The organism is Corynebacterium jamesii (genome assembly GCF_046097395.1).
GTDB lineage: Bacteria > Actinomycetota > Actinomycetes > Mycobacteriales > Mycobacteriaceae > Corynebacterium.
This window is the reverse complement of sequence record NZ_CP175789.1, coordinates 244,124-269,941: the sequence shown is the minus strand read 5'-3', so window position 1 is coordinate 269,941 and position 25,818 is coordinate 244,124. Positions and strand designations below refer to the sequence as shown.

Genomic DNA, 25,818 nt, shown 5'->3' with positions numbered 1-25,818 from the left:
CAGCGGGCGGTCGGCTCACCGTCTCCGGGGGGCGGGGTTAGAACAGCGCGGACGCCATACGGGTGCGCCCCGCGATGACCTCCGGATCTGCAGGGTCGAACAGTGCGAACAACTCAAGCAGGCGAGCCTTCGCCTGCTTTTTGTGTTCCGCACCGCCCTCGGCGGAGGGGCGCAGTTCCTCAATGAGCAGATCGAAGGCCTGAGGCTTGTCCCCAGCCAAAAGCAGGCGATCGGACTCCGCATATTCGTCGCCACCGGTGGACAGGCGCTGCATCAGCAGGGCGTTTGCGCGGGCTGCGCGAGCCTCCGCCACAACTTCCTCATCAACCCGCTCGGCCGATTGCTGGGCGGCGGCCAGGATCGCATCGTACTCGGCAACGGCACCCGCATAGTCCTCTTGCTCCAGCTTCTCTGCAGCGGCAGCCAGTCGCGGGTCTCCGTGATCCGGATCCACGCCATCGGCGCCCGCGCCCTCGCCCGCGCTAGCCGCACCGGCGCCGTTGGCCGGATCCTCCTCCGGAGCCAGACCACGCAGCTTGCCATCAACGGCTTCTACCACTGCATCGACCCAACCGTGCAACTGGGCGGCGGGCTGGCCGCCCTCGAAGTTTGTCAGCGGACGGCCGGCAGCCAAGGCAATCACAGTGGGGATCGCCTGCACGCCGAAAGCCTGGGCTACCTCCGGGGTGGCATCCACATCCACATAGCGGAACAGCCACTTCGTCGGCGCCTGCTGGGATTCAGCCAGCGTGATGAAGTCAGCGCGCATCTGCTCCGAAGCATCCGAGCGCGCGGAGCCGAGCAGCGTGATCACTGGCACCTGCGTGGAACGTACCACCAGGTCGAACTCGAAGTTCTCTGGGGTGATCGTGCTGACGAACGCCACGGTTCCGCCCGTGGCTGAACCACCGGCTGCACCACCAGCTGCGCCCGCCTGCGCGGCCTGCGCCTGTGCGCGCTGCGCGGCCTGCGCCTGTGCGCGCTGCTCTGCCTGCTGTTTTACCGCACCCAGATCCACTGCACCGGCCACAAAACGGGACGGAGGGATATTAGAAGGATTAGTCACCTTGGAAGTGTCCTTTCTGCTTAGTCCTCCCGCGCTCTCTGCGCGCGCGAGGGATGGCCACCAGCGAGCAGCCGCTCAGTCTTAAAAGAGCCTCAGCTCCGAGGAATCGGTTCCTCGCATTGCTTCGTAGTCCAGCGTAACGCACCGGAATCCGCGATCCTCTGCCAGCGTGCGCGCCTGGGGCTTGATTTCTTGAGCTGCAAACACACCTGTCACCGGCGCTAGCAGTTCGTCGCGGTTCAGCAGCTCCACGTAGCGAGTAAGCTGCTCCACACCGTCGATGCCGCCGCGGCGCTTGATCTCCACCGCCACCGTCGCGCCCGTCGAGTCTTTGGACAGAATATCCACCGGTCCAATAGCCGTCGGATACTCGCGACGAACCAAGGAGTACCCCTCACCCAAGATCTCAATCTGCTCTGCCAACAGCTCCTGCAGGTGCGCTTCCACACCATCCTTAACCAAGCCCGGATCCTCCCCCAGATCATGCTCCGTATCTGAAAAGATCTCGAAGATCTGAATTCGCAGCTGCTCCCCCTTGGGGTTCGCTACGATCCACAACTGCTCGACTCCTTCGTTGTCTAGCTCCGCATACTCCGTAGGGGCGTCATCACCATCAAAAGAGCTAGCTTCGACGGCCTCGAGGGTACACGGCGGCATCATCCAGTTGAGCGGCTTGTAGGCGCGATCGTCGGCGTGGATGGAGACCGAACCGTCGGCCTTGACCAGGATCAGGCGATCGGCTGGAGGCAGATGAGCCTCGAGACGGCCGACGTAATCGACACAGCAACGAGCAATGACTAAGCGCATGGTTGTTTAGACTACGCTACGGCGGCTGGCGGCGAATCAGTGGCGGGGTATGCGCCGCTCGGAGGGCGCCGACTCGAGCCACGCCACCAGTGCGGTATCGCCGGCGCTATCCAGGGCGATCTCCCAATGCGTGGAACGATGCGCAACCTCGACAACGTGGACGTTGTCTTCCAAAAAGGCGGACTCGCGCTGTGTAATTTCGCGGCGCGACACGATAGTAGTGCCCAGGCGAGTGAGCACAACGTCCGAAGCCGGGCGCAGGCTGCGCAGCTTGTGGAATTGGGCGGACTGGCCCGAATACTTCAAAATCCCGTGCCGCCAGTGCCTGCCATCGGAATTCGGTAGGCGCCGGACAACCACGGGATACCCCTGGGAGCGCAACGCAAAAAATCGCCACACGACCACAACGATGATGAATAGCACCACCGCCGCTAGGAAATACCACAACCACGCCATGTCCCTAACTTACAGCCATGAAGGAGGTTTCGAGAGAGCAAAACGGGCCCCACTCTAAGAAAAGAGTGGAACCCGTTTATCAGGGACGTAAGAGCTAGTCTCAGCTAGACGTCCAAACGCTTCACAGCGCGCAGCTCGGACTCGGCGACTGCCTTGTCGTGCTCAGTCTCGGCGGACTGTACGCGAGACTCGGCATCCGCAACGTTGACCTCGTTGGCCCACGTTGCAGAATCCGCCAGGATGGTGATCTTTTTGTCGGACACGGACAGGAACCCGCCCTGTACCGCGGCGACCAGCTTCTCACCAGAGTTGGTCCGAATGGTAACGACGCCGTTCTCGACCAGCTGGCCGAGCAGGGGCTCGTGACCAGGGAGCACGCCGATCTCGCCCTCAGTGGTCTGCGCAGTGACGGACGTTGCGGTACCAACCCACAGCGGACGCTCCACGGAGACCAGTTGTGCGGCAATCTCAGCCATGTGCTTAACCCCTTACTTTTCGGTCATCTTCTTGTAAGCGGCCTCGACGTCGTCGAGACCACCCAGACCGTTGAAGGCCTGCTCCGGGTACGCGTCGAACTCGCCATCGCAGATGCGCTCGAAGGCATCGATCGTGTCCTTCAGTGGCACGTAGGAGCCCGGCAGGCCGGTGAACTTCTCCGCAACGAAGAAGTTCTGGCCCAGGAAGCGCTCCAGGCGACGTGCGCGTTGAACGGTGATCTTGTCCTCTTCCGAGAGCTCGTCCATACCCAGGATGGCGATGATGTCCTGCAGTTCCTTGTTCTTCTGCAGGATGTGGATCACGCGCTGAGCAACCTCGTAGTGACGCTCGCCGACGATACCCGGCTCGAGGATACGAGAGGTAGAGGTCAGCGGGTTCACAGCAGGGTAAATACCCTTCGAGGCGATGGAACGATCCAGCTCGGTGGTCGCATCCAGGTGGGCGAAGGTCGTAGCCGGTGCCGGGTCGGTGTAGTCATCGGCCGGCACGTACACGGCCTGCAGGGAGGTAATGGAACGACCCTTGGTCGAGGTAATACGCTCCTGCAGCACACCCATCTCGTCAGCCAGGGTGGGCTGGTAGCCCACGGCGGAAGGCATACGACCCAGCAGGGTCGATACCTCAGAGCCGGCCTGGGTGAAACGGAAGATGTTGTCGATGAACAGCAGCACGTCCTGGTTCTGTACATCGCGGAAGTACTCCGCCATGGTCAGACCGGACAGAGCCACGCGCATACGGACTCCCGGCGGCTCGTCCATCTGGCCGAACACAAGCGCAGTATCCTGCAGCACGCCCATCTCTTCCATTTCCAGGAAGAGGTCGGTGCCCTCACGGGTACGCTCACCAACACCTGCGAACACGGAGGTACCGGAGAACTCGCGAGCAATACGGGTAATCATCTCCTGGATGAGCACCGTCTTACCCACACCTGCACCACCGAATAGGCCGATCTTGCCGCCCTTGACGTACGGGGTCAGCAGGTCGATGACCTTAATACCGGTCTCCAGGATCTCGGTCTTACCCTCGAGCTGGTCGAATGCCGGCGGCTCGCGGTGGATGCCCCACTGCTCGCCGTCGCGGCCCAGACCTGGCTCGTCCAGGCAGTCGCCCAGCGCGTTGAAGACGTGGCCCTTGACGACGTCACCGACGGGCACGGAAATCGGCTTACCGGTGTCGGTAACCGCGGCGCCACGGATCAGACCGTCGGTCGGAGCCATGGACACGGCGCGAACGAGGTTGTCCCCGAGGTGCTGTGCGACCTCCAGGGTGATGGTCTTTGCCACTGCCTCGAGGTCCACCTCGACGGTCAGGGCGTTGAACAGTGCTGGCTGCTGGCCACGCGGAAACTCCACGTCGACGACCGGGCCGATAACTCGCACGACGCGGCCCGCAACAGCCGATTCAGCGGGCTGCTGAATCTTGTTTGCTGTAGTCATACTTAATCACTTTCTCCGCTATCGGCGAGCGCGGATGCGCCACCGACGATCTCTGTAATTTCCTGGGTAATCTGGGCCTGACGAGCCTGGTTAGCCACTCGCGAGAGCTGCTTGACCAGGTCGGTCGCGTTGTCGGTTGCGGCGCTCATCGCGGTACGACGCGCTGCGGATTCCGACGCCGCAGACTCCAGCATTGCTGCGAAGATGCCTCGGGAGACATACTGCGGCAGCAAAGCCTTCAACAGGGTGTCTGGGTCGGGTTCAAAGTCGTAGTCGGCAGCGACATGGTCGGCCTTGTCGGAGACCAAGTCCTCGCCGAGTTCCAGCTTTTCTTCCTCAACCACAGTCTCGATCGGCAACAGTCGGTGTGCCTCTGGGGTCTGGCTCAGCATGGAAACGAAACGGGTGTACACAATGTGCACCTCGTCGAATCCCTGAATGCCCTGTCCTTCTTCCACATTGAGGCCCTCACGCCACTTAGCGGTTCCCTCGGAACCGGCGACGAAGCCATCAATCAGGTGGCGACGAACATCGTGGGTGGCTGCGTAGTCGGGATCCTGGGAGTAACCCGACCAGGCGCCTGCGATGTCCTCACCGCGGAAGTTGTAGTAGGAGATGCCCTTGTTACCAGAGACGTACAGAACAACGTCCTTGCCTTCGTTCTCCAGGCGCTTGCGCAACTCTGCAGTCTTCTTGAAGACGTTGTTGTTGTAGCCACCGCACATGCCACGGTCACTTGAAACCACGAGGATCGCGGCACGGGAAGCCCCGACAGGCTCCTGCAGGATCTTGTGATCCAGGGAGCTTGCGGATGCCAGACGCTGAACCACGCGGGTGATCTCATCCGCGTAGGGCTCTGCATCCGCAACGCGCGCCTGAGCCTTGGTGATCCTCGAGGTGGCGATGAGCTCCTGGGCCTTCGTGATCTTCTTCGTTGAGTTCACGGACTTGATGCGTGTCCTCAGCTCGCGAAGACTAGCCATAACTATCGCCTCCCTTCTGTTTCATTAATGTTCTTGGTGGTCACTGTGCTCACTTACCTTCCGCGGTTACTTTGCTTTGCGGGAGACAGTGATCTGAGACTTGGAGACCTCGTCGTCGCCAAGCGGACGAGCCTCAGGCTCGTTGATGACAGGGGTGCCGTCGGTGGTCTGGAAGCCCTGCTTGAAGTCCTGAACAGCACCAGCCAGTGCGGCCTTGGACTCGTCGTTGAACGGGGTGCCACCCTTGATCTGCTCGAACACGCCACCGTGGGAAGCGTGCAGGTTCTCCAGCAGCTCGGACTCGAAGCGGCGAACGTCCTCAACCGGAACGTCGTCGAACTCGCCCTCGCCAGCCAGGTAGATGGAAACCATCTGGTCCTCAACGGACTGCGGCTCGGTCTCCTTCTGCTTCAGCAGCTCAACCAGGCGCTTACCGCGCTCCAGCTGTGCCTTGGAGGCTGGATCCAGGTCGGACGCGAAGGCTGCGAAGGCCTCCAGGTCACGGTAGGCAGCCAGGTCCAGACGCAGGGAGCCGGACACCTTCTTCATGCCCTTGGTCTGTGCGGCACCACCAACACGGGAGACGGACACACCAACGTTGATAGCCGGTCGGACACCCTGGTTGAACAGGTCGGACTCCAGGAATACCTGACCGTCGGTAATGGAAATAACGTTGGTGGGAATGAAGGCAGACACGTCGTTTGCCTTCGTCTCAATGATCGGCAGTGCGGTCAGGGAACCGCCGCCCAGCTCGTCGTTGAGCTTCGCTGCACGCTCCAGCAGACGGGAGTGCAGGTAGAAGACGTCACCTGGGTATGCCTCACGGCCCGGTGGGCGACGCAGCAGCAGGGAGATCGCACGGTAGGCCTCAGCCTGCTTGGTCAGATCATCGTAGATAACCAGGACGTGCTTGCCCTGGTACATCCAGTGCTGACCCAGTGCGGCACCGGTGAACGGTGCCAGCCACTTGAAGCCGGCGGAGTCGGATGCCGGTGCTGCCACGATGGTGGTGTACTCCAGCGCGCCGTGGTCTTCCAGGGTCTTACGGATCGAGGCGATCGTAGAGCCCTTCTGGCCGATGGCAACGTAGATGCAGCGAACCTGCTGCTTCGGGTCGCCGGTTGCCCAGTTGTCGCGCTGGTTCAGGATGGTATCGATGCAGACCGAGGTCTTACCGGTCTTGCGGTCGCCAATGATCAGCTGGCGCTGACCACGGCCGATCGGGGTCATTGCGTCGATAGCCTTGATGCCGGTCTGCATCGGCTCCTCGACAGGCTGACGCATCAGCACGGAGGGCGCCTGGAGTTCGAGGGCTCGTTCTTCCTCGGACTCGATGTCGCCCAGGCCGTCGATGGCCTGACCCAGGGGGTTAATAACGCGGCCGAGGAACTTCTCCCCGACCGGGATGGACAGGACCTCGCCGGTCCTCTTGACCTCGTCGCCCTCCTTGAGGGATTCGAAGTTACCCAGGATCACGACGCCGACGGTGTCGGTGTCGAGGTTCTGTGCGACGCCAATCACGCCGCCTGGGAACTCGAGTAGCTCGTTAGCCATCACAGAAGGCATGCCGCTTACCTGGGCAATACCGTCTGCAGCCGCCGTGACCACGCCGACCTCCTCACGGGAGGCCTCCGGGGAGTAGCTCGAGGTGTAGTTCGCAATCGCGCTACGGATCTCATCGGAGGAGATCGTCAGCTCCGCCATGTTCTTCCTGCTCTCGGTTTCGTCTTCCAGCATTTATTCTCTTGCTTGGTCTGTGTCGGTTTCTTTAGGCGTTTTTTGGTGACGCCCTAAGCGATCGACTGGCGCAGGCGCTGCAGGTTGCCTGCAGTGCTGCCGTCGATAACTTCGTGACCGACGCGGATCACGGCACCGCCGAGGAGGCTGGTATCAACCTCGGAGTGGACCGCAATCTTACGACCGTAAATCTTTTCCAGCTTGTCCGACAGAGTCGACTTCTGCTGTTCACCCAGGGCGGCTGCGGAACGGACGCGCGCTACGGTGCGTCCCTCCAGTGCAGCTACCTCATCCGTCAACGAGTCAAGTTCCTCGACTGGACGTTGACGCAGACGGCCAATTGCCTGCAGCGCCAGAGCCTCGGTCGTGGAGGTGACCTTTCCGTATAGAACCTTCGCCAGCAGGTCGCGGCGTGCATCCGGGGATGCGGCGCGATCGGCTAGCTTCAGTTCCAGCTCCGGCTGACGCTCGATGGTGCGAGCCAGCTGGAACAGTTCGTCTTCAACGCGGTCCTGCTGCCCCTGGGCGTCGGCGGCGCGCAGCAGAGCCAGGCGGCCCAGCTTTACCAGTCCGTCGCGCAGGTCGCGAGTGTTAGACCACGTCTGGGATACAGCAGCAGACACGATTTCTTCCGACGAGGCAGATACCTTGCCGCCGAACAGGCTCTTTGCCAGTTCTGCGCGGGTGTTGGCATCCCTCGCCGGGTCGATCAGCGCGACACGCAAGCCGCGGTCACTGTCGAGCAGCTCGACGACGTCGAACAGCTCGGTGCCGGTGGTTACACCGGTGCCCACTTTGTCGGAGGTCTCGTTCAGCCCCTGGTCCAGAGTCTGCTCGAGGCGCTCAATTGCCTCTCGGCTCGCTGCGTGCATACCGATCACTTCCCGGATGCGCCGACGTTGTCCAGTCCGGCGAGGAAGTTATCGATGGTGCCCGAGCGCTTCACGTCGTCCGACAGCTGCTCGCCCAGCAGGCGCTCAGCCAAGTTGATGGAGTTCTCACCCATCTCCTTGCGCAGGTCGGTAACAACGGCAGAACGCTGTGCCTCGAGCTGCTTGTGGCCCGACTCGACGATACGGTTGGACTCTTCGGTTGCCTGAGCCTTCATGTCCGCAATGATCTTCTGGCCCTGGGAACGGGCGTCATCACGAATCTGGGCAGCCTCAGTGCGTGCCTCAGCAAGCTGAGCGTTGTACTTCTCCAAGGCAGCCTTAGCTTCTGCCTGAGCGGACTCGGCGCGCCGAATGCCGCCCTCGATCTGATCCTCGCGCTGATTCAGCACTTCCTGGAACTTCGGAAGAACGAACTTCCAGAAGACAAACAGGATGACTGCAAAAGGAATGATGGACCAGACGATGTCGTACAGCGGAGGAAGCAGCGGGTTCACCGACTCCTCCATTGGCAGCTTCTCAGCTGCTAACAAAAAGGTGTTCGTCATAGTCTCCAGCTTTCGATTCTGGTGCGGTGGTTAAAAAGTGCTCTTAACGAGCGGCCAATCGCACTGAAATTAGTACAGGAAGCCGGCGACGAAGCCGATCAGCGCCAGTGCCTCGGCGAAAGCGATACCCAGGAACATGGTGGTGCGCAGCTGGCCGGCCATCTCGGGCTGGCGAGCCATAGCCTCAGCGGTCTTACCTGCAACGTTACCCACACCGATAGCGGAGCCGATAGCAGCCAGGCCGTAGCCGATAGTGCCGAAGCCCTGGAACTTGGTGGTGGTGTCCTGCGCGATGAGGAAGATGTCGTTCATTTGGTTTCCATTACCTTTCTGAGAACCGGCCGGTTGCAGCTTTTCTTTTGTTGTTGTCCGGCCTGGTCATTTGAGTACTTAAAAGGGGCGAATTAGTGCTCGTCTGCGTGGAGGGACAGCTCGATGTACACGGCGGTCAGCAGGGCGAAGATGTATGCCTGCAGGAAGATCACCATGAGTTCGAACAGGGTGAAGGCGATCGCGAAGAGGATCGTGCCGCCAGCAGCCACGGTCCAACCGCTCATCTGCCAGAAGAAGAAGTTCGTGGCACTGAACAGCATGACGAGGATGATGTGTCCAGCCAACATATTCGCCATAAGACGAATGGTCAGCGTTACCGGACGGAGGACGAATGTGGAGAATGCCTCGATCGGCGCCACGATGAAGTGGAGCCAGGAAGGCAAACCAGGAATGATCAGCGAGGACTTGATGTACTTGCCGAAACCATAGCGCTTCACACCCGCGTAGATGAATGCAATATACGCAACAACAGCCAGCACCAGTGGCAGACCCACTCGAGCGCTGGCTGAAATGTTCATGAACGGAATGATCGTCGACATGTTGACGGCAAGGACGGTGAAGAAGATAGCGGCGATAATCGGCAGGAACCTACGCCCCTCCTTCTTGCCCAAGATATCCTCCGCGATGTGAATCCGAACGAAGTCCAAGAAGTACTCAGCAACGTTCTGTACGCCGCTCGGAATCAGCTTCGGCTTCCGCATTGCAAAGAAGAAGAATGCGGTAACCAGCAGAATCATCACAATACGGATGACCATGAGGCGGTCGAGCGCGAACGCTCCACCAGCAAACTCACTGAACCACAGATGGTCGCTATCCACTTGCCCCGGGAAGAATTCGTGTTCCAATGAAGGCACGTGAAATTCGCCCTTCATGGCCAAGGTTGTTACGCTCAGCGTTCTCTCCCGTGATTGGGCCGCAAGATTGCATAGAATCACTGCGGTGCGATGGAGGTCTCTTTTCGAAGAGTTAGGCCGATATTGAGGGACTCCGTCGCACGTCCCTACATAATCAGCCGGTGCCGTATCTACTGTTCACACATACGTGTGCCAATAAATGGCCCGATAGAACAATATCAGTTTTAACTCGCGAATCGCTAAGTGAAACGCTTTACGGGTCCCCCCACTTGGTCGTGCATTTCAACGTTTTGGTTGAACAAACATCCGCATTCCGCCAACCCCAGTGCGGGGCCGATCACACCGTCACAGCCCCTCCTTAGCGCGCCCCGAAACATGAACCCGAAACATGAATATGCCCCGGCGTGCGGGTCGCAATCCGGGGCACAGGCGAGAACTAGCCCTTAGCTTGAGCGTGCCTCTGCTTCTGGTAACACCTAGCTGATCTCGCCTAGCTGATCTCTCCTAGCTGATGTAGAGCTTCTGGGTACGGGTAACTGCCAACGTTTCGATAATCAATACGGCAATCATGCACAACATCACTGTCACGGCTAGTGCCGGAGTGTCGTAGAAGGTTTTATCCTTCAGGAAGAACAGGATGCCCAGCAACACGGCCGCCTTCACCAGCCAGCTACCCAGGATCAGTCCCATCGTCATCGACGGCGACGTGTTGGAACTAATCAGCACGATCACGACCGTCAGCAGCATAAATCCGCCGCCGACCAGCCACCCAATGCCTGCTCCCCACAGCCCTGCGGCACCACTGATGAGGCCCCAGACCAGAAGGGACAGCGCGCCCAGCACCACCAGCGCTAGCGCCCCGGCGCGCATGGCGACCTTCAGCGGAGCTACGTGGTCGCTGGCTTGGGATACGTCGTTGAGCTCGGGTAGCTCGTTGGCGCCCGCACCGCTATTCACCGCACCGTCGTTCACCGCACCGTTGTTCTCAGTCGCGTCACTCATGGCGATTAGCTTACCTGAGCCGGTTGAGACTTCCGATTCTCCCGCCACAGCGGAACCACCGTCACCGAAACGGCTACTATCACCAGCAACCCGAAGGAGATTGCCATCACGTGTAGCGGCAGTACCGTCAGCCCCACGGCCCCAAAGGCCACTACCCCAACCCAGGTGTACAAAACCAACACCACGCGCTTCTGGCTGTGGCCGAAGTGCAACAGCCGATGGTGCAGGTGCTTCTTGTCGGGCGAGAACGGACTCTTGCCCTTGGATACGCGCCGGACAACCGCCATCACCAGATCCAGCAACGGGATGGACAGCGCAGCCACCACCACGATCATCGGCGACATCAACGCCACGATGTCCGCCGGGCCGTATAGTGCGGCGTTAATACGCCCGGAGGCAGACGTGCAGGCAGCGGACAGCAGGAGGCCAATCAGCATCGCGCCGCTGTCCCCCATAAAGATGCGCGCCGGCGAAAAGTTGTGAGGCAAAAACCCGATGCAGATGCCCACCAGTGCTGCCGAGATAATCGCCGGTGGATAGGCCGCCACCGTGCCGCCCTGATCGTGCAGGATGGTCAGCGAATAGATGAGGATCGTTCCGGCCGCGATGGCCCCCAAACCCGCGGCCAGCCCGTCCAGGCCGTCCACGAAGTTCATGGCATTCACGATAGTCACGGTCAGCAGCGCAGTCAGGATCGTGGACTGGACTTGGTCCAGGATCAGCGTGGTGCCTTCGCCAAAAGGCAGATAGAAAAGGTACCAGCTCAAGCCCATGAGACTCATGACCACGGCGCCCACAACCTGTCCGCCGAGCTTCAGCACCCAAGAAATGTCGTAGAGGTCGTCTACTACTCCCACGACCACAATCACAAAGGCGGCCATCAGCACCGCCGTCATATCGGGTGTCACCGGTGGAAAACCGCGCGTCAATGCGGGCAGTTGGTTCGCCACAATGACCGCCACAACCAGCCCGGTGAACATCGCCACTCCGCCGAGGCGCGGCATAGGCACCGTGTGCACGTCGCGCGCACGCGGTGCGGCCATTCGCCCGAAGCGCAAGATCAACGAGCGCACCACGCCCGTCACCAGATACGTCACCGTGCAGGCGACGAAGAGCACCAGCACCAACTCGCGCAGGGGTATTCCTGCGCCGATGGCCGGCTGGGCAAGAACGTGCATTAGACGGCTCCCCGCAGCTCCGCGGTGCTCATGCCCAGTACTTCAGCCACGCGCTCGGTGGTAGCCGCACCCTCGCGCAAAATGCGCGGGCGACCGGAGGAAAGGTCAACGATCGTGGAGGCCACACCGTGATGCGCTTCCCCGCCATCGATGTACGTCGTAACGTCGGCTCCCAGCTGGTCTTCTGCCATCTGCACATTAGTCGCCGGCGGCTGGCCGGAGATGTTGGCGCTGGAGACGGCCATGGGGCCGGTGCGCTCCAGAAGTTCCAGCGCGATCGGCTGGTTCGGCATGCGCAGCATCACAGTGCCGCGGGTATCACCCAGGTTCCACGGCAGGCTAGGCGCCTGGTGAACGACCATGGATAGCCCGCCCGGCCAGAAAGCCTCTACCAGCTTGCGCATGTTGTAGGTGTACTCGCGCACAAGCCCCTCGATAGTAGTCCAGCTAGGCACCAGCACAGGTACGGGCATGTCGGGTCCGCGCCCCTTGGCTCGCAATAGTGCGGCGACTGCCTCGTTGTCGAAAGCGTCGCAGCCGATGCCGTACACCGTATCGGTTGGCAGCACAACCAACCGTCCGCCCTTCACCGCGTTCGCCGCTGTATCCAGCGCGGCCTCGCGATTCTGCGGATCGGTTGCGTCTACGGTTCTCGACATTGCTGGCCTTTCTTGCTTATTTATTACGTGCTCTACCTTAACCCCATCGCCGGTACTACTGCGGTAGCAGGGCGGTGACGAAGCGCGGTCGTCCAGCTAAGTCGCGGTGTTGGGTAACGTCTCGCCAGCCGCGTTGCTGCATCATGCCTGCTACCCGCGCACCGTTGGAGTCGTCGTGTTCTATTCCGACGCCACCTCCTGCGCGCCCCAGCGCCTCCGCCCACTGCAGGACCCGTGGCATCAGTTCCAGCCCGTCTGCCCCGGAGAACACGGCTGCGTGCGGGTCGGCAGCCACCTCGGGTGTGACGTCTGCGGATTCGGGCACATAGGGCGGATTGCACACCACCACGTCGGCCGGTTGCGTGGGCGTCGCGGGATCGTCGGCAGCCAGATCCGCCTGGGTAAAGGCAGCATTAACCTGCGGAACCAGTGTTGCGTTTTTCTCTGCCAGGCGGAGTGCGGGGCCGGATATGTCGATGCCGGTCAGGGAAATGGGGGCGTCGTAAAGAAAGGCCACCCCGAGCCCCAGCGTGCCGGGCCCGCAGCACAGATCGACTACGCGCGGCGAAGGGCAGTCAGTAAGAAAGCGTGCGGCCCAGTCGGCCAACAGTTCGGTTTCGGGGCGCGGAACGAAACAGCCGGGTTCCACGAAAAGGTCCAGGCCACAAAAAGGTGCGGAGCCAACAATGTGTTGTAGCGGTTCGCGCGCGGCGCGGCGGGCCACCCACTCGGCGTAGGTGGACGGGGCGGGGTCGTCGGCACGCAGGAAAAGGGTGCCAGGGGTCACGGCGGTGCGGGGCTCGGGCGAAGCAGGCGGTGCAGAGGGTGCACCTGCGCTTGGCTCCGCGAGCAGGTAACGCATCAACAGGCGTGCCTCGACCGAGGCAGAATCGATGCCCGCTGCAGCCAGCGTGGTGGTAGCCTCGCGGACTGCCTGATTGATATCCACGTTCTATCCTGCTTCTGCGCCCGCGCTGCGAAAAGCTAGTCTTCCGCCTCGAGGCGGCGTGCGCGGTCGGCTTCCTGCAGTGCGGCGAACAGTGCTTCCAGGTCGCCACCCAGGACGGCGTCTAGGTTGTTGGCCTTGTAGCCGATGCGGTGATCGGATACTCGAGACTCCGGGAAGTTGTAGGTGCGGATGCGCTCGGAGCGATCCATGGTGCGGATCTGCGCAGCGCGGCCCTCGGCCGCCTCGGCTTCCGCCTCTTCTTCCTTCATCTGCTGCAGTCGCGCAGCCAGCACCTGCATCGCGCGGGCGCGGTTCTGGATCTGGGAGCGCTCCTTCTGACAGGTTACGACGATGTTCGTCGGCAGGTGCGTAATGCGCACGGCAGAGTCCGTGGTGTTCACGCCCTGGCCGCCCTTACCGGAGGAACGGTAGACATCCACGCGGATGTCCTTGTCGTCGATCTGCACGTCCTCCACCTCGTCGGGCTCCGGGTACACCAGCACGCCTGCGGCGGAAGTCTGGATGCGACCCTGGGACTCTGTGACGGGGATGCGCTGCACGCGGTGCACGCCACCTTCGAATTTGAACTCGGACCAGGCACCGTCGCGGGACGGCTGCTTGGAGCGGATGGACAGCGTCATGTCCTTCACACCGCCCAGGTCGGTCTCGTTCAGGCCGAGAATTTCGGTGTTGAAGCCGTGGCGCTCGGCGTAGCGCTGGTACATGCGCGCCAGCTCGCCGGCAAACAATGCAGCTTCTTCACCGCCGGCGCCGGACTTAATCTCCATGACGATGTCGTCACCGTCGTGTGGGTCGCGCGGAGCCAGCAGGTCGGTAAGCTGCTCTTCCAGCTCACTGATTTCCTGCTCCAGACGCTCGGCTTCCTCGGCGAACTCCTTGTCCTCGGAGGCCATCTCAGACGCGGCCTCGTGATCCTCGCGGGCCTGCTCGAGCTTCTGGTGCGTCTGAATGATTGGCTGCAGCTCAGAGAATCGCTTGCCGACCTTACGCGCGGCCGCCGGGTCGTTGTGCAGCTCGGGGTCCCCCAACTGCATCTCCAGGCCCTGGTACTCGGACAGGATGTCGTCGATGACTGATGGTGATTGGCTCATGGTTTAATCCTCCTCGTCCTCGCCCGCCAAGGGCGCGGAGCTAGCAACCTGCAGCATGAACTCGCGGTTGGTCTTGTTCTTGCGCAGCTGCTTAATCAGCAGGTCAATAGCCGCCTGCGGGTCCAGCGCGGACAGAATGCGACGCAGCTTGTGCATGATGCGTGCTTCCTCCGGGCTCAGCAGCAGCTCGTCCTTGCGGGTGCCCGACGGGTTCACGTCCACGGCCGGGAACACGCGGCGCTCGGAGATCTTGCGGTCCAGCTTCAGCTCCGCGTTGCCGGTGCCCTTAAACTCTTCGAAGATCACCGTGTCGCCGGCCGAGCCGGTCTCCACCATGGCGGTGGCGATGATCGTCAGCGAGCCGCCATTTTCGATGTTGCGGGCCGCACCGAGGAAGCGCTTCGGCGGGTACAGTGCGTTGGAATCCACACCACCGGACAGGATGCGCCCAGAGGCCGGCGAGGAGTTGTTGTACGCACGGCCCAGTCGGGTGATGGAATCCAGCAGCAGAACAACGTCCTTACCTTGCTCCACCAGGCGCTTTGCGCGCTCGACGGCAAGTTCGGCCACGTTGGTGTGCTCCCCCGGCGGGCGGTCGAACGTGGAGGCAATGACCTCGCCGTTGACGGAGCGCTGCATGTCGGTCACTTCCTCCGGGCGCTCATCGACCAGCACGACCATCAGGTAGCACTCGGGGTTGTTGGTGGAGATCGCATTGGCGATGTCCTGCAGGATCGTAGTCTTACCGGCCTTCGGCGGGGAGACAATCAGCGCACGCTGGCCCTTGCCGATCGGCATGATCAGGTCGATTACGCGAGTAGTCAGCGTCTTCGGGTCGGTTTCCAGGCGCAGTCGCTGGTTCGGGTACAGCGGGGTGAGCTTCGCGAAGTTCGGGCGCGCTGCTGCCTGCTCCGGGGTCAGCCCGTTGACAGTCTCTACCTGGTAGATCGGCGTGTACTTCTGGCGGTTACGCCCACGGCCGCCGCCGTTATTGTTGTTGTTCTTCGGGCGGATGGTGCCAACGATGGCATCGCCGTGGCGCATGCCGTACTTGCGCACCGTGTTGATCGGAACGTACACGTCGGTCGGCCCCGCGTGGTAGCCGGTGGTGCGGATGAAGGCAGTGTTCGCATCGACGAAGTCGAGGATGCCCGCAACGGGAGCCAGCTCTTCCGGCTTTTGGTCGCGGTTGTTGCCATCGCCGGTGTTATTGCCGTCCCCGTTGTTGTTGCCACCGTTATTGCGGTTATTGTCGCGATTGTTATCGCGATTATCCCCACGGCCACGGTTGCGGCGGTTACGGCGATTGCGACGGTTGCGACGGTTGCCGCGGTTAATGTCGCCACGGTCGTTATCGCCCTGATTGTTATCACCGCGGTTGTTACCACCACGGCCGTTATTACCGCGGTCGTCGCCGTCGCGCTGCTCTAGGTTGGCCCGGTTATTCTCGCGGCTGTTTTCCTCGTGGCTGTTTTCTTGGTGACGCCCCTCCCGCGCCTCCGCAACCGGCTCTTCCTTTGGTTCCGGCGACTGCGCTGGCTGAGGTTTCCGCTCAGCTCCCCCACCGTTACCCTTATTACCACCGTTACCAGCGGATTCAATGGCGGCGATCAGATCGCCTTTGCGTAGTCCAGAGGTGCCCTTCAGCCCCTGCGCCGCTGCGACCTGGCGCAGCTCCGGCAACTTCAACGAGGCGAGGCCATTGGCTTGGCCACGAGCCAAAATATCGGACAGGCTCACAAAAGTCCTTTCACGTCCAGCGCCCTAACGATCCTTCAAGAGCCTGCGAAGCCCCAGAATCGGCCAGACATGCGTATTCGACAACAGTTTTTAATTTAACCCAAAGATTGCGGGAATCTTCTAGAAAGATTGCCACCTTAAAGTCCCACGATGTGACTGGCGGCGGGTGTAGCGCGGGGTGGCGTCGTAAAGAAAGAAAAAGAAAAGAAAAACGAGCCTCGCATCCGGCTTCCTTAGGTAACAATAGCACCTTACGCGCAGCCTGTACCTAACGGCTAGGCTGAAATGCATGAAGTCGACGATGCAGGAGATCCCACTTTCCGTTGCGAGGATTTTGGAATACGGGGCCAGCGTTCACCGAAATACCGCCGTGACCACGTATTTTGGCGAGAACGCAGAGCAAACTAGCTTCCTGCACATCGGCATTCGCGCCGCCGCGATGGCCAATATGCTGCGCGATGAATTCGGCATTGGACGGGGCGACCGCGTAGGAACCGTACTACCGAACTGCACCGAGCACCTCGAGGTTATGCTCTCTGTGGCGTCAATGGGCGCGGTGTTTAACCCCATCAATCGGCACCTCATGGACTCGCAGATCACGCACATTATCAACACCGCGGCGCCGAAAGTGTTGGTGATCGACGCGATGTGCAGCGAACAGATCGTTCCCCTGCTGAGCGACTGCCCATGTGTCGAAGCTGTGCTGGTGATCGGGGCGAACCTCACCGACACCACCGCGGTGCACTCGCTCGCCCAGGCGCAGGGGTTAAGCCACCTGCGCGTGCTCAATCTGGAGGCTACCCTCGACGGGCGCAGCGCCGACTACGACTGGCCAAATATAGAAGAGACGGATCCGGCGGCGATCTGCTTCTCTACGGGCACAGAGGGCCAGCCGAAAGGCGTGGTCTACTCCCACCGCGCACTGTGGCTGCACTCCATGCAGCTTCGCGCTGCCGACAGCTTTAGTATCCGCAACGGCACCAGCTTTCTGTGCGGAGTGCCGATCTACCATGTGCTGAGTTGGGGTGTGCCCCTGGCCGCGTTTATGGCGGGCGCGCCCATCGTGTTTACCGGGCATAGCGCCGACCCAGAGCACCTTGCGCATGTTATTGCAGACGCCATGCCGCGCCAGGCTCACGGATCGCCGGCCGTGTGGACCGGCCTGTTGGTTCACTACGCCAAGCACCAACCAAAGAAGATGAGCCTGCAAGAGATTTACGTCGGCGGCTCACAGGTCTCCCCTGCCATGATCGACGCGTGGGAGGAGCGCTTTGGTGTGGACGTGATCCACTCCTGGGGAATGACGGAAACCGGGCCCGTGGGCACCGTCGCTCATCCACCAGCGGGCGTGGCCGGCGCAGCGCGCGCGAAATACCGCGAAAGTCAGGGGCGCTTCCACGCGGGAATGCGCTACCGCATCGTAGATGACAACGACAACGTGCTCGAGGCCAACGACCGCAACGAGGGTGAACTGCAGGTACGCGGAAATACCGTGACGGGTTCCTACTACCAGGACGACAGCCCGCGCTTCACCGAAGACGGCTGGCTACGTACCGGAGACATCGCCACGGTCAACAAGGACGGCTACCTAACGATTCACGACCGAAAGGCGGATATCATCCGCTCCGGCGGCGAGTGGATCTACTCCGCTGCCTTGGAGAACTACCTGCTGGAACCCGACGTGGTGATCGAGGCCGCGGTCATCGGCATCCCCTCTGAGAAGTGGGGGCAGCGCCCGCTAGCGGTCATCGTGGTAGCCGATGGCACACCATGGACTACAGAAACCGCCCAGGCTCTGGCAGCTGACCTGCGCAAGCGCGTGCCGGGGTGGATGGTGCCGGAAAACTGGACCTTCGTCGAGCACATCGATAAGACCAGCGTGGATAAGTTCGACAAAAAGGACCTGCGCCAGTACTTCCGCGAGGGGAAGTTCGACATCATCACGATCTAAGGGCCTTGGGGGTACACTCACCGCGGCCTAACGGCAATTATTGCAACTATTGCAAGGGTATGTAGAGTAGCGTTTCACTGCATGACCGATGTAACAGTTATGGCCTTGGGGCCAGAGTGGCTAGACCCGGTGCAGCTGCTTTCCAGTTCCGGGCCATTCGGGGCGGCGGTATTGCCCGCGATTCTGGTGATTATCTTCATCGAATCGGGACTATTCTTCCCTTTCCTGCCCGGCGATTCCATGCTCTTCACCGCCGGATTGCTGGCCAGCCAGCCGGATGGTTTTGCACCACTGTGGCAGGTGCTGCTGTTAGCCCCGATCGCGGCGATTCTGGGCGATCAGGTGGGTTACTGGATCGGTCACCGCTTCCACCCCAAGCTGCGCGAACGCAAAGACGGACGGTTCTTCAAACAGGAACACCTGCACCGCTCCGAGGAGTTCTTCGACAAATACGGTGCCATCACGATGGTGTTGGCACGCTTCGTGCCCTTCGTGCGCACCTATGCCCCGCTGGTGGCGGGCATGTCTGGCATGAACTACCGCACGTTCATCTCTTTCAACATTATCGGTGCCGCGCTGTGGGCCAGCGGCATCGTGTACCTGGGATCGCTGCTGGGCGGGGTGGAGTTTGTGCGTAACAACATCGAAGCCATCTTCCTCGGCATCGTCGCGTTCACCGTAGTTCCGGCTGCGTGGGCGGCCTGGCAGAAGCGCCGCCGTCCGCAAACAGCGGCCGCAGAACGGCCACTGCCTAGCCGGTAACGTCCACCTCGACGGGGCCGGCGATGTCCAGCTCCAGGACCTTCATCCCCCGACCCCGTGCCTCCTCGACCAGTGCGCTATCCACCGGCTCCGTGCTGAGCACCATGATGGTCGGCCCAGCGCCCGAGAGGAACGCAGGGTAACCCAGGTTACGCAGGCGGTTTACCCACTCCGCGGTGACGGGCAGCACTTCAGCGCGGTACGTCTGGTGCATGCGGTCGCGAGTACCCTCCCACAGTAGCTCCGGATCGTCGCGCAACGCGACGGTCATCACGGCGGTGCGGGAGACGTTGAAGCGGGCATCCAGGTGGCTAATATCGGACGGCAGCACGCGGCGGATAGCCTCTGTGGATGCGTGAAAGTCCGGGATAAACGCGGTGGCCTGGATCTGCGGGTGTACGTCGATGCGGCGGGCATGGTAGTCCGGCGCAGAAACACCGTCGATCGGAGTGTTCGTCCACGAGACCACACCGGCGCCCAGTACGGAAGCGCCTGCGTTGTCGGGGTGCCCCTCAAAGGTGGAGGCGATCTGCACCTGCGCCTTCTCGTCCAAGGTGAACCCGGCCAAGGCATTGCCTGCAGCCACGCCGGCTGTGGCAGCGGCGGCCGAAGAACCCAAGCCGCGGGACTGTGGGATGGAGTTCGTACAGCTCACGCGCAGCCCGGGGACGGTGACATCGGCTTCTTTTAGCGCGGCTCGCAGCGCGCGAACCACGAGGTGGCGCTCGTCCAGCGGAACCTCGCCCTCACCTTCACCGGAAACCTCTACCTCCAGGCCGGATTCGATAACCTCGGCGGTCACGAAGTCGTACAGTCCGAGCGCCAAACCTAGCGTGTCGAAGCCAGGCCCCAGATTCGCGGTCGATGCGGGAACCTTGACGGTGGCCTTGCGGCCTACGGGGATCTCTACGCCCATTACTTCAGACCCAGAGCGTCGACCACCGCGTGCGGATCCACGTCGGTGACGGTGGGGTTCGGCATCTGGGACAGGGCGGTCGTCGGATCCTTGAGGCCGTGGCCAGTGACGGTACAAACGATGCGCTGGCCAGCGGTCAGCTCACCGTTAGCGTGCGCGTCCAGCAGGCCGGCAACAGAAGACGCAGAGGCCGGCTCAACGAAGATGCCCTCGCGGCCTGCGATGGTGCGGTAGGCCTCCAGAATCTGATCGTCGGTCTGCGCACGGAAGTCTCCGCCGGATTCCTCCTTGGCCGCCACTGCCTGTTGCCAGGATGCCGGGTTACCGATACGGATCGCGGTAGCAATCGTCTCAGGCTCCAATACGGGCTCGCCCTGCACCAGCGGTGCAGCTCCGGCCGCCTGCACGCCCTTCATCACGGGGCGCTGGGTGGAAACGCCATCTTCGGCGTACTCGCAGTAGCCCTTCCAATATGCGGTGATGTTGCCCGCGTTACCAACGGGAAGGAAGTGAACATCAGGGGCATCCCCAAGACAATCCACGATTTCGAACGCGGCGGTCTTCTGACCCTCGATACGCATCGGGTTCACAGAGTTGACCAGTGCGATTTCCGGGAACTCGGTGGTGGTCTTGCGAACCAATTCGAGACAGTCGTCGAAGTTGCCACGAACTTGGATGATCTGCGCGCCGTGCATCACAGCCTGGGCCAGTTTGCCCTGAGCGATCTTGCCCTCCGGGATCAGCACAGCGGACTGCAGGCCAGCGCGGGCCGCGTAGGCGGCGGCGGAAGCAGAGGTGTTACCCGTCGAGGCACACATCAGAACCTTCTGGCCCTTGTGGTACGCATCGGTGACGGCGACGGTCATGCCGCGGTCTTTGAAGGAGCCGGTCGGGTTGGCGCCCTCGATCTTCAGGTAGACCTCGCAGCCGGTGAGCTCCGACAGGTGGTTCGCCCGCAGCAGCGGAGTACCGCCCTCGTTGAGGGTTACCGGCTCCCAGTCCTTCGCGAACGGCATCCGGTCGCGGTACATGTTGATCAGGCCGGTCCAGTGGTTCAGAACCTTGTCAGTCATAAGTTCCCTGTCGTTTCTTCCCTGTTGTTGCTACTTTTAGAAGCTCTATTTTACTGCCACTGTAGTGCCAAACAGGCACGCGCAGGCATGCCTTGGCATTTTTGGCGCTGTGCTGGAAGTCGGCGCTTAGCCTTCCATGCGGATGACGGAGTCGATGGCCTTCACCGCGTCCAGCTTCTTCAGCTTTGCGACGGTCTCCTCCAGGTCCTGCTCCTTCGCGCTGTGGGTGATGACGACGAGGCGCGCCCCGTTGTTCAACCCTTCTTGACGCACAGTCTTCAGCGACACACCCTGCTCAGAGAACACGGAGGCTACCTCGGCCAGCACGCCCAGACGATCATCCACTTGCATGTCTACGTGGTAGCGGGTGCGGACGTCGCCGAATGCGGCAATGGGCAGGGAGGCGTAGGTGGACTCTCCTGGGCCGCGGCCGCCGAGCACGATATTGCGCGCCACAGCCACAACGTCGCCCAGTACCGCGGAGGCGGTCGGACCGCCGCCCGCACCGTTGCCGTAGAACATCAGGCGACCGGCAGACTCGGCCTCAACGAAAACTGCGTTGTAAGACTCGGACACGCTGGACAGTGGGTGCGCGATCGGAATCAGAGCCGGGTACACGCGGGCAGAGACGGACTCCCCGCCCTGCTCATCCACCAGACGCTCACAGATGGCCAGCAGCTTAATGGTGGAATTCGCGGCCTTAGCTGCTTCGATGTCGGCGACGGTGATGTCGCGAATGCCCTCAGTGTGCACGTCCTCACCCGACACGCGGGTGTGGAAGGCCAGGGAAGCCAGAATGGCGGCCTTGCTGGCGGCATCGAAGCCATCGACGTCGGCAGACGGGTCGGCCTCCGCATAACCCAGCTCGGTGGCTTCCGCCAGCATCTCGTCGTAGCTGGCACCACGGCTGTACATTGCATCGAGGATGAAGTTGGTGGTGCCGTTGACGATGCCCATCACCTGGTTGACCTTGTCGCCAGCCAGGGAGCGACGCAGCGGACCAACCACCGGGATAGCGGCGGCGACGGCAGCTTCGAAGAACAGATCCACGCCGGACTCGTCGGCCGCGGCGGACAGCTCATCGGCGTGGGCAGCGATGAGGGCCTTGTTGGCGGTGACGACGGACTTGCCGGCGCGCAGCGCAGTCAGCACCACCTCGCGCGGGTAGTCGATTCCACCGATGACCTCAATCACCAGATCAATGTCGTCGCGAGCTACGAGGGTGAGCGCGTCGTCGGTTAGCTTCTCTGGGTCTACACCCGGGCGGGGCTTCGACAAGTCACTCACGGCGATGCCGCGAACCTCGAGCGGTCCACCGATGCGGGCCGCGAACTCATCGCTACGCTCCCCCAGCAGCCGCAGCACCTCCGCGCCGACGGTGCCCATGCCCAGCAGAGCCACACCAACGGTCTGGCCAATTCCCTTGCCTGGCTTAAATTTCTGCTCGGTCATGTCGCTCCTTTGTGAGGTCTCGATGAGAGGTTTCGTAGGTAATTTTTCTTAGGTTATCGCACCAATCTACCGCGCGACTAGACAAAGCTGTCCATTACCCCTGCCTAGCCCTGCAACGAGGGAGATTACTCCTCTAAAGCGAGCACGTCGTCGATGGTTTCGCGGCGGATCATCAGCCGCGCCTCGCCCTCCGCCACACGCACCACCGGGGGGCGGGTCATCATGTTGTAGCGGGAGGCCATCGCGTAGCAGTAAGCCCCCGTCGCACCAATAATCAACAGGTCTCCGGGGCGCACATCCTCCGGCACCAGCGCGTCGTTAACCAGCACGTCGCCAGACTCGCAGTGGGACCCCACGATACGCGTCGGCAACAACTCCCCCGCGACTTCGCGGTTGGCCACGCGGCAGTCGTATTCCGCCTGATAGAGCGCAGGGCGAATGTTGTCGCTCATGCCGCCGTCGACGGAAATGTAGCGGCGCGTCATGCCATCGGCCACCTCGACGTCCTTCACCGTGCCCACGCGGTACAGCGTGATCATTGACGGCCCGGCAATCGCGCGCCCCGGCTCGACGTTGAGCGTCGGCTCGGGCACTCCGGCCGACTGCGCTGCCTTGCGCACCTTACTCTTGAGTTCGGACGCCACCTCTTCCACGTCGAGAGCCTCTTGATCCGGCATGTAGGCAATTCCGTAGCCACCGCCGAGATCGAGGGTATCCAGCACCGTGGGGGCGTCCGAATCAACACCGCGAGACGATTCAACAGCGTTGTCGTCCGTCAGCGTGGCGATCGAATCCAACAGCTGCTTCCACAGCCCCAACAGGCGCTCAGCTGCCAGGGCAAAGCCGGAGGCCTCGAAAACCTGGGAACCCACGTGGCAGTGCAGACCGCGCAGGCGCACCCCGTCGGCGGTATGGCACGCCATGGCTGCGTGGTGAGCAGCGCCGGAGGACAGGGAGAATCCGAATTTTTGATCCTCGTGGCTGGTGGCGATGAACTCGTGGGTATCGACGTGCACGCCAGGGGTCACACGCACCAGCACATCCTGGGACTTCCCCAGCTCACCGGCGACGGCGGACAGCGCCTCGATCTCCTGCAGCGAGTCCACGACGATCAGCTCCGCGCCTTCGGAAACTGCCAGGCGCAGGAACTCCGGGGACTTGTTGTTGCCATGCACGGTGATGCGGTCGGCGGGGAATCCCGCGGCCAGGGCGACCTGCAGTTCGCCGAGGGAGGCAACGTCCAGGGATAGCCCCTCGTCCATCACCCAGCGGGCAACCGTCTTCGACAGGAAAGCCTTGGATGCGTAGTGCACGAAAGCTCCGCCACCGAAGGCCTTGGCCAGGCGGCGGCAGCGGGTACGGAAGTCTTCCTCGTCCATCACGAAGGCCGGGGTGCCGAAGGTTTCAGCGATCTCGGTGATCGGCACGCCTCCAATGGTGACCTCGCCCTGGTGCTCCCCCGCTATCTCTCGGCGCAGGGTCTGCGGGTAGACGTGCGCGGGGATCGCGTTGAACTCCGTCGTGTTTGCCGTACGGCGGCGCAAGGGCGTGGAGTTCAGATGAGTCTCCGGATCCAAGGGAATCTCCTAGGTGAGTGAGTTTTTATAGAAGGGGGACCGTGTGGGCGTCACAAAGAAAATAGCAACTACATACGCTCCGGGGCGGCTACACCCAATAGCTCGAGAGCATTGGCAAGGGTCTGGCGAGCGGCGGCAGCCAGGGACAGGCGTGCGGCAAACAGGGCCTTGTTCTCGGCAACAGTCTGCTCATCATCGCTGGGCTTCGGCAGGATCTGGCAGGCATCGTAGAAACGGTGGAAGGTGCCAGCTAGGGCCTCGGCATAGCGAGCCACACGGTGGGGCTCGCGCAGCTCGGCGGCAGTCTTCACCACGGCTGGGAACTCGCCCAGGGTGCGGATCAGGTCGCCCTCGCGATCGTGCGTTAATAGGGCTAGATCGGCGCCTTCACGGGTGACGCCGAGATCCGTTGCCTTGCGTCCCAGGGAGCACAAGCGAGCGTGTGCGTACTGGACGTAGAACACCGGGTTGTCGTTGGACTTGGAGGCCCACAGATCCATGTCGATGTCCAGAGAGGAATCCACGGAGCTGCGGATCATGGCGTAGCGGGCGGCATCCACGCCGATGGCCTCCACAAGGTCGTCCAGGGTGATGACCGTGCCAGCGCGCTTCGACATACGCACTGCCTTGCCATCCTTGACGAGGTTTACCAGCTGGCCGATGAGCACCTCGACCTGCTCCGGGTCGTATCCCATGGCTGCAGCTGCTGCGCGGAGGCGGGCGATGTAACCGTGGTGGTCGGCGCCGAGCATGTAGATGCATAGATTGTGGCCACGGTCGAACTTGTCGGCCACGTAAGCGATATCACCGGCGATGTAGGCTGCGTTGCCGTCGGACTTGATGACCACGCGGTCTTTGTCGTCGCCGAAGTTAGTGGAGCGCAGCCACCAGGCACCGTCGGCTTCGTAAAGGTTGCCGTTGTCCTTGATCTTCTGGATCGCCGCTTCGACGGCACCGGACTCGAACAGGGAGTTTTCGTGGAAGTACACGTCGAACTCCGTACCGAACTCCGCCAGGGTGCGCTTGATGTGGGCAAACATCAGGTCCACACCCTGGGAGCGGAATAGCTCTTGTGCGTCCTCTGCGCTGAGCTGCTGCCAGTCGGGGTTTTTCTCTACGATCTGCGAGGCAATGTCCTGAATGTAGTCGCCGCCGTATCCGTCTTCCGGGGTGGGCTCACCCTTCGCGGCGGCCAACAGGGAGCGGGCAAAGCGGTCGATCTGTGCGCCGTGGTCGTTGAAGTAGTACTCGCGGGTAACTTTCGCGCCGCGGGCGGTTAGCACTCGTCCCAGTGCATCGCCCACGGCGGCCCAGCGGGTGCCACCCAGGTGGATGGGGCCAGTTGGGTTTGCAGAGACGAATTCAAGGTTGATGGCGGTTCCGGTGAACTCATCGCCGTGGCCGAAGTCTGCGCCGGCGGCGAGGATCTCTTCCACGATCTTGCCCTGCGCGGCGGCGGCCAGGCGGATGTTAATGAAGCCCGGACCTGCGACGGTGGCCTCGTCGATGTCCTCGTGCGCGCCGAGGGATTCCGCCAGCCAGGTACCGAACTCACGCGGGTTCGTACCGGCCTTCTTGGCGACCTGCATGGCAATGTTCGTTGCGTAGTCGCCGTGCTCCGGGTTGCGTGGGCGTTCCACGGTGGCAGTTTCTGGCACTACGGAGGAATCCAGGCCGTGGGCATCCAAGGTCGTGCGGGCAGTTTCGGTAATCAGTTCAGACAATTCAGCAGGAGTCACAGCATTAAACACTAGCAGTGAGGGCAGACGCCCCATGCAGTGACGGAGGTGATTAAACTACCGCCCCGGTGCAGTGCTAGACTTTCAACCCGTATTGGCG

At 61.8% G+C, this 25,818-nt stretch carries 24 protein-coding genes; 2 read left to right on the top strand and 22 right to left on the bottom strand.

All coding sequences use genetic code 11. The features are described 5' to 3' along the window. Positions 1 to 37: 37 nt before the first annotated feature. The 17 genes from ACKFRT_RS01255 to rho form a co-directional block, all read right to left on the bottom strand. Positions 38 to 1,066: a tetratricopeptide repeat protein gene (locus tag ACKFRT_RS01255; protein ID WP_408925470.1), complete on the bottom strand. Its 1,029-nt coding sequence runs from the start codon at positions 1,064 to 1,066 to the stop codon at positions 38 to 40. A gap of 81 nt (positions 1,067 to 1,147) precedes the next feature. Continuing rightward, entirely contained in the window at positions 1,148 to 1,873 is a 726-nt protein-coding gene (nucS, locus tag ACKFRT_RS01250; protein ID WP_296215169.1) for an endonuclease NucS, read from the bottom strand. A 36-nt stretch (positions 1,874 to 1,909) separates the two neighbouring features. After that, positions 1,910 to 2,329: a DUF2550 domain-containing protein gene (locus tag ACKFRT_RS01245; protein ID WP_296215171.1), complete on the bottom strand. Its 420-nt coding sequence runs from the start codon at positions 2,327 to 2,329 to the stop codon at positions 1,910 to 1,912. 104 nt (positions 2,330 to 2,433) lie between these two features. Continuing rightward, the gene (locus ACKFRT_RS01240; protein ID WP_296215173.1) at positions 2,434 to 2,805 is read right to left on the bottom strand and encodes a F0F1 ATP synthase subunit epsilon; all 372 of its coding nucleotides are present in this window, start codon (positions 2,803 to 2,805) and stop codon (positions 2,434 to 2,436) included. Between the two features lie 12 nt (positions 2,806 to 2,817). After that, a complete protein-coding gene (gene atpD / locus ACKFRT_RS01235; RefSeq protein ID WP_293789799.1) occupies positions 2,818 to 4,263 on the bottom strand; it encodes a F0F1 ATP synthase subunit beta in 1,446 nt (481 codons plus the stop codon). Between the two features lie 2 nt (positions 4,264 to 4,265). Continuing rightward, complete coding sequence (locus ACKFRT_RS01230; protein ID WP_408925469.1) at positions 4,266 to 5,246, bottom strand: F0F1 ATP synthase subunit gamma; 981 nt, start codon at positions 5,244 to 5,246, stop codon at positions 4,266 to 4,268. Positions 5,247 to 5,312: 66 nt separating this feature from the next. Continuing rightward, the gene (gene atpA / locus ACKFRT_RS01225; protein ID WP_408926114.1) at positions 5,313 to 6,950 is read right to left on the bottom strand and encodes a F0F1 ATP synthase subunit alpha; all 1,638 of its coding nucleotides are present in this window, start codon (positions 6,948 to 6,950) and stop codon (positions 5,313 to 5,315) included. 86 nt (positions 6,951 to 7,036) lie between these two features. Further along, positions 7,037 to 7,855, bottom strand: coding sequence for a F0F1 ATP synthase subunit delta (locus tag ACKFRT_RS01220; RefSeq protein WP_408925468.1), 819 nt, complete (start codon positions 7,853 to 7,855; stop codon positions 7,037 to 7,039). Between the two features lie 5 nt (positions 7,856 to 7,860). Beyond that, the gene (locus tag ACKFRT_RS01215; RefSeq protein ID WP_034985593.1) at positions 7,861 to 8,421 is read right to left on the bottom strand and encodes a F0F1 ATP synthase subunit B; all 561 of its coding nucleotides are present in this window, start codon (positions 8,419 to 8,421) and stop codon (positions 7,861 to 7,863) included. A gap of 69 nt (positions 8,422 to 8,490) precedes the next feature. Next, positions 8,491 to 8,733: an ATP synthase F0 subunit C gene (locus tag ACKFRT_RS01210; RefSeq protein WP_408925467.1), complete on the bottom strand. Its 243-nt coding sequence runs from the start codon at positions 8,731 to 8,733 to the stop codon at positions 8,491 to 8,493. A 92-nt stretch (positions 8,734 to 8,825) separates the two neighbouring features. Beyond that, a complete protein-coding gene (atpB, locus tag ACKFRT_RS01205; protein WP_408925466.1) occupies positions 8,826 to 9,626 on the bottom strand; it encodes a F0F1 ATP synthase subunit A in 801 nt (266 codons plus the stop codon). 486 nt (positions 9,627 to 10,112) lie between these two features. Then, a complete protein-coding gene (locus tag ACKFRT_RS01200; RefSeq protein WP_408925465.1) occupies positions 10,113 to 10,610 on the bottom strand; it encodes a hypothetical protein in 498 nt (165 codons plus the stop codon). A gap of 5 nt (positions 10,611 to 10,615) precedes the next feature. Then, positions 10,616 to 11,788, bottom strand: coding sequence for an MraY family glycosyltransferase (locus ACKFRT_RS01195; RefSeq protein WP_408925464.1), 1,173 nt, complete (start codon positions 11,786 to 11,788; stop codon positions 10,616 to 10,618). Further along, entirely contained in the window at positions 11,788 to 12,447 is a 660-nt protein-coding gene (locus tag ACKFRT_RS01190) for an L-threonylcarbamoyladenylate synthase (protein ID WP_408925463.1), read from the bottom strand. The genes ACKFRT_RS01195 and ACKFRT_RS01190 overlap by 1 nt, the downstream gene beginning before the upstream one ends. Before the next feature lie 55 nt (positions 12,448 to 12,502). Further along, on the bottom strand, positions 12,503 to 13,396 hold the full coding sequence (locus ACKFRT_RS01185) for a N5-glutamine methyltransferase family protein (RefSeq protein ID WP_408925462.1): 894 nt from the start codon (positions 13,394 to 13,396) through the stop codon (positions 12,503 to 12,505). Positions 13,397 to 13,431: 35 nt separating this feature from the next. After that, a complete protein-coding gene (prfA, locus tag ACKFRT_RS01180) occupies positions 13,432 to 14,508 on the bottom strand; it encodes a peptide chain release factor 1 (RefSeq protein WP_408925461.1) in 1,077 nt (358 codons plus the stop codon). Positions 14,509 to 14,511: 3 nt separating this feature from the next. Continuing rightward, positions 14,512 to 16,248, bottom strand: coding sequence for a transcription termination factor Rho (gene rho, locus ACKFRT_RS01175; protein WP_408925460.1), 1,737 nt, complete (start codon positions 16,246 to 16,248; stop codon positions 14,512 to 14,514). Positions 16,249 to 16,537: 289 nt separating this feature from the next. On the opposite strand from rho, the gene ACKFRT_RS01170 reads away from it, so the two are divergent. Together ACKFRT_RS01170 and ACKFRT_RS01165 are read left to right on the top strand one after the other, a co-directional pair. After that, positions 16,538 to 18,199 carry a long-chain fatty-acid--CoA ligase gene (locus ACKFRT_RS01170; protein WP_408925459.1) on the top strand — a complete coding sequence of 554 codons (1,662 nt, stop codon included), beginning with the start codon at positions 16,538 to 16,540 and terminating at the stop codon, positions 18,197 to 18,199. Between the two features lie 81 nt (positions 18,200 to 18,280). Next, positions 18,281 to 18,961 (top strand): DedA family protein, encoded by a 681-nt coding sequence (locus ACKFRT_RS01165; RefSeq protein WP_408925458.1) that lies wholly within the window; start codon positions 18,281 to 18,283, stop codon positions 18,959 to 18,961. Here ACKFRT_RS01165 and thrB read toward each other — a convergent pair. From thrB to argS, 5 genes are all read right to left on the bottom strand, one after another. Further along, positions 18,951 to 19,877, bottom strand: coding sequence for a homoserine kinase (gene thrB, locus ACKFRT_RS01160; RefSeq protein ID WP_408925457.1), 927 nt, complete (start codon positions 19,875 to 19,877; stop codon positions 18,951 to 18,953). The genes ACKFRT_RS01165 and thrB overlap by 11 nt on opposite strands. After that, complete coding sequence (gene thrC / locus ACKFRT_RS01155; RefSeq protein WP_408925456.1) at positions 19,877 to 20,950, bottom strand: threonine synthase; 1,074 nt, start codon at positions 20,948 to 20,950, stop codon at positions 19,877 to 19,879. Before thrC ends, thrB begins: the two co-directional genes overlap by 1 nt. Before the next feature lie 126 nt (positions 20,951 to 21,076). Beyond that, positions 21,077 to 22,402, bottom strand: a complete 1,326-nt coding sequence (locus ACKFRT_RS01150) for a homoserine dehydrogenase (RefSeq protein WP_296215197.1) — start codon at positions 22,400 to 22,402, stop codon at positions 21,077 to 21,079. Positions 22,403 to 22,527: 125 nt separating this feature from the next. Further along, a complete protein-coding gene (lysA, locus tag ACKFRT_RS01145; RefSeq protein WP_408925455.1) occupies positions 22,528 to 23,979 on the bottom strand; it encodes a diaminopimelate decarboxylase in 1,452 nt (483 codons plus the stop codon). 68 nt (positions 23,980 to 24,047) lie between these two features. Beyond that, positions 24,048 to 25,718: an arginine--tRNA ligase gene (argS, locus tag ACKFRT_RS01140; RefSeq protein ID WP_408925454.1), complete on the bottom strand. Its 1,671-nt coding sequence runs from the start codon at positions 25,716 to 25,718 to the stop codon at positions 24,048 to 24,050. Positions 25,719 to 25,818: the final 100 nt, after the last annotated feature.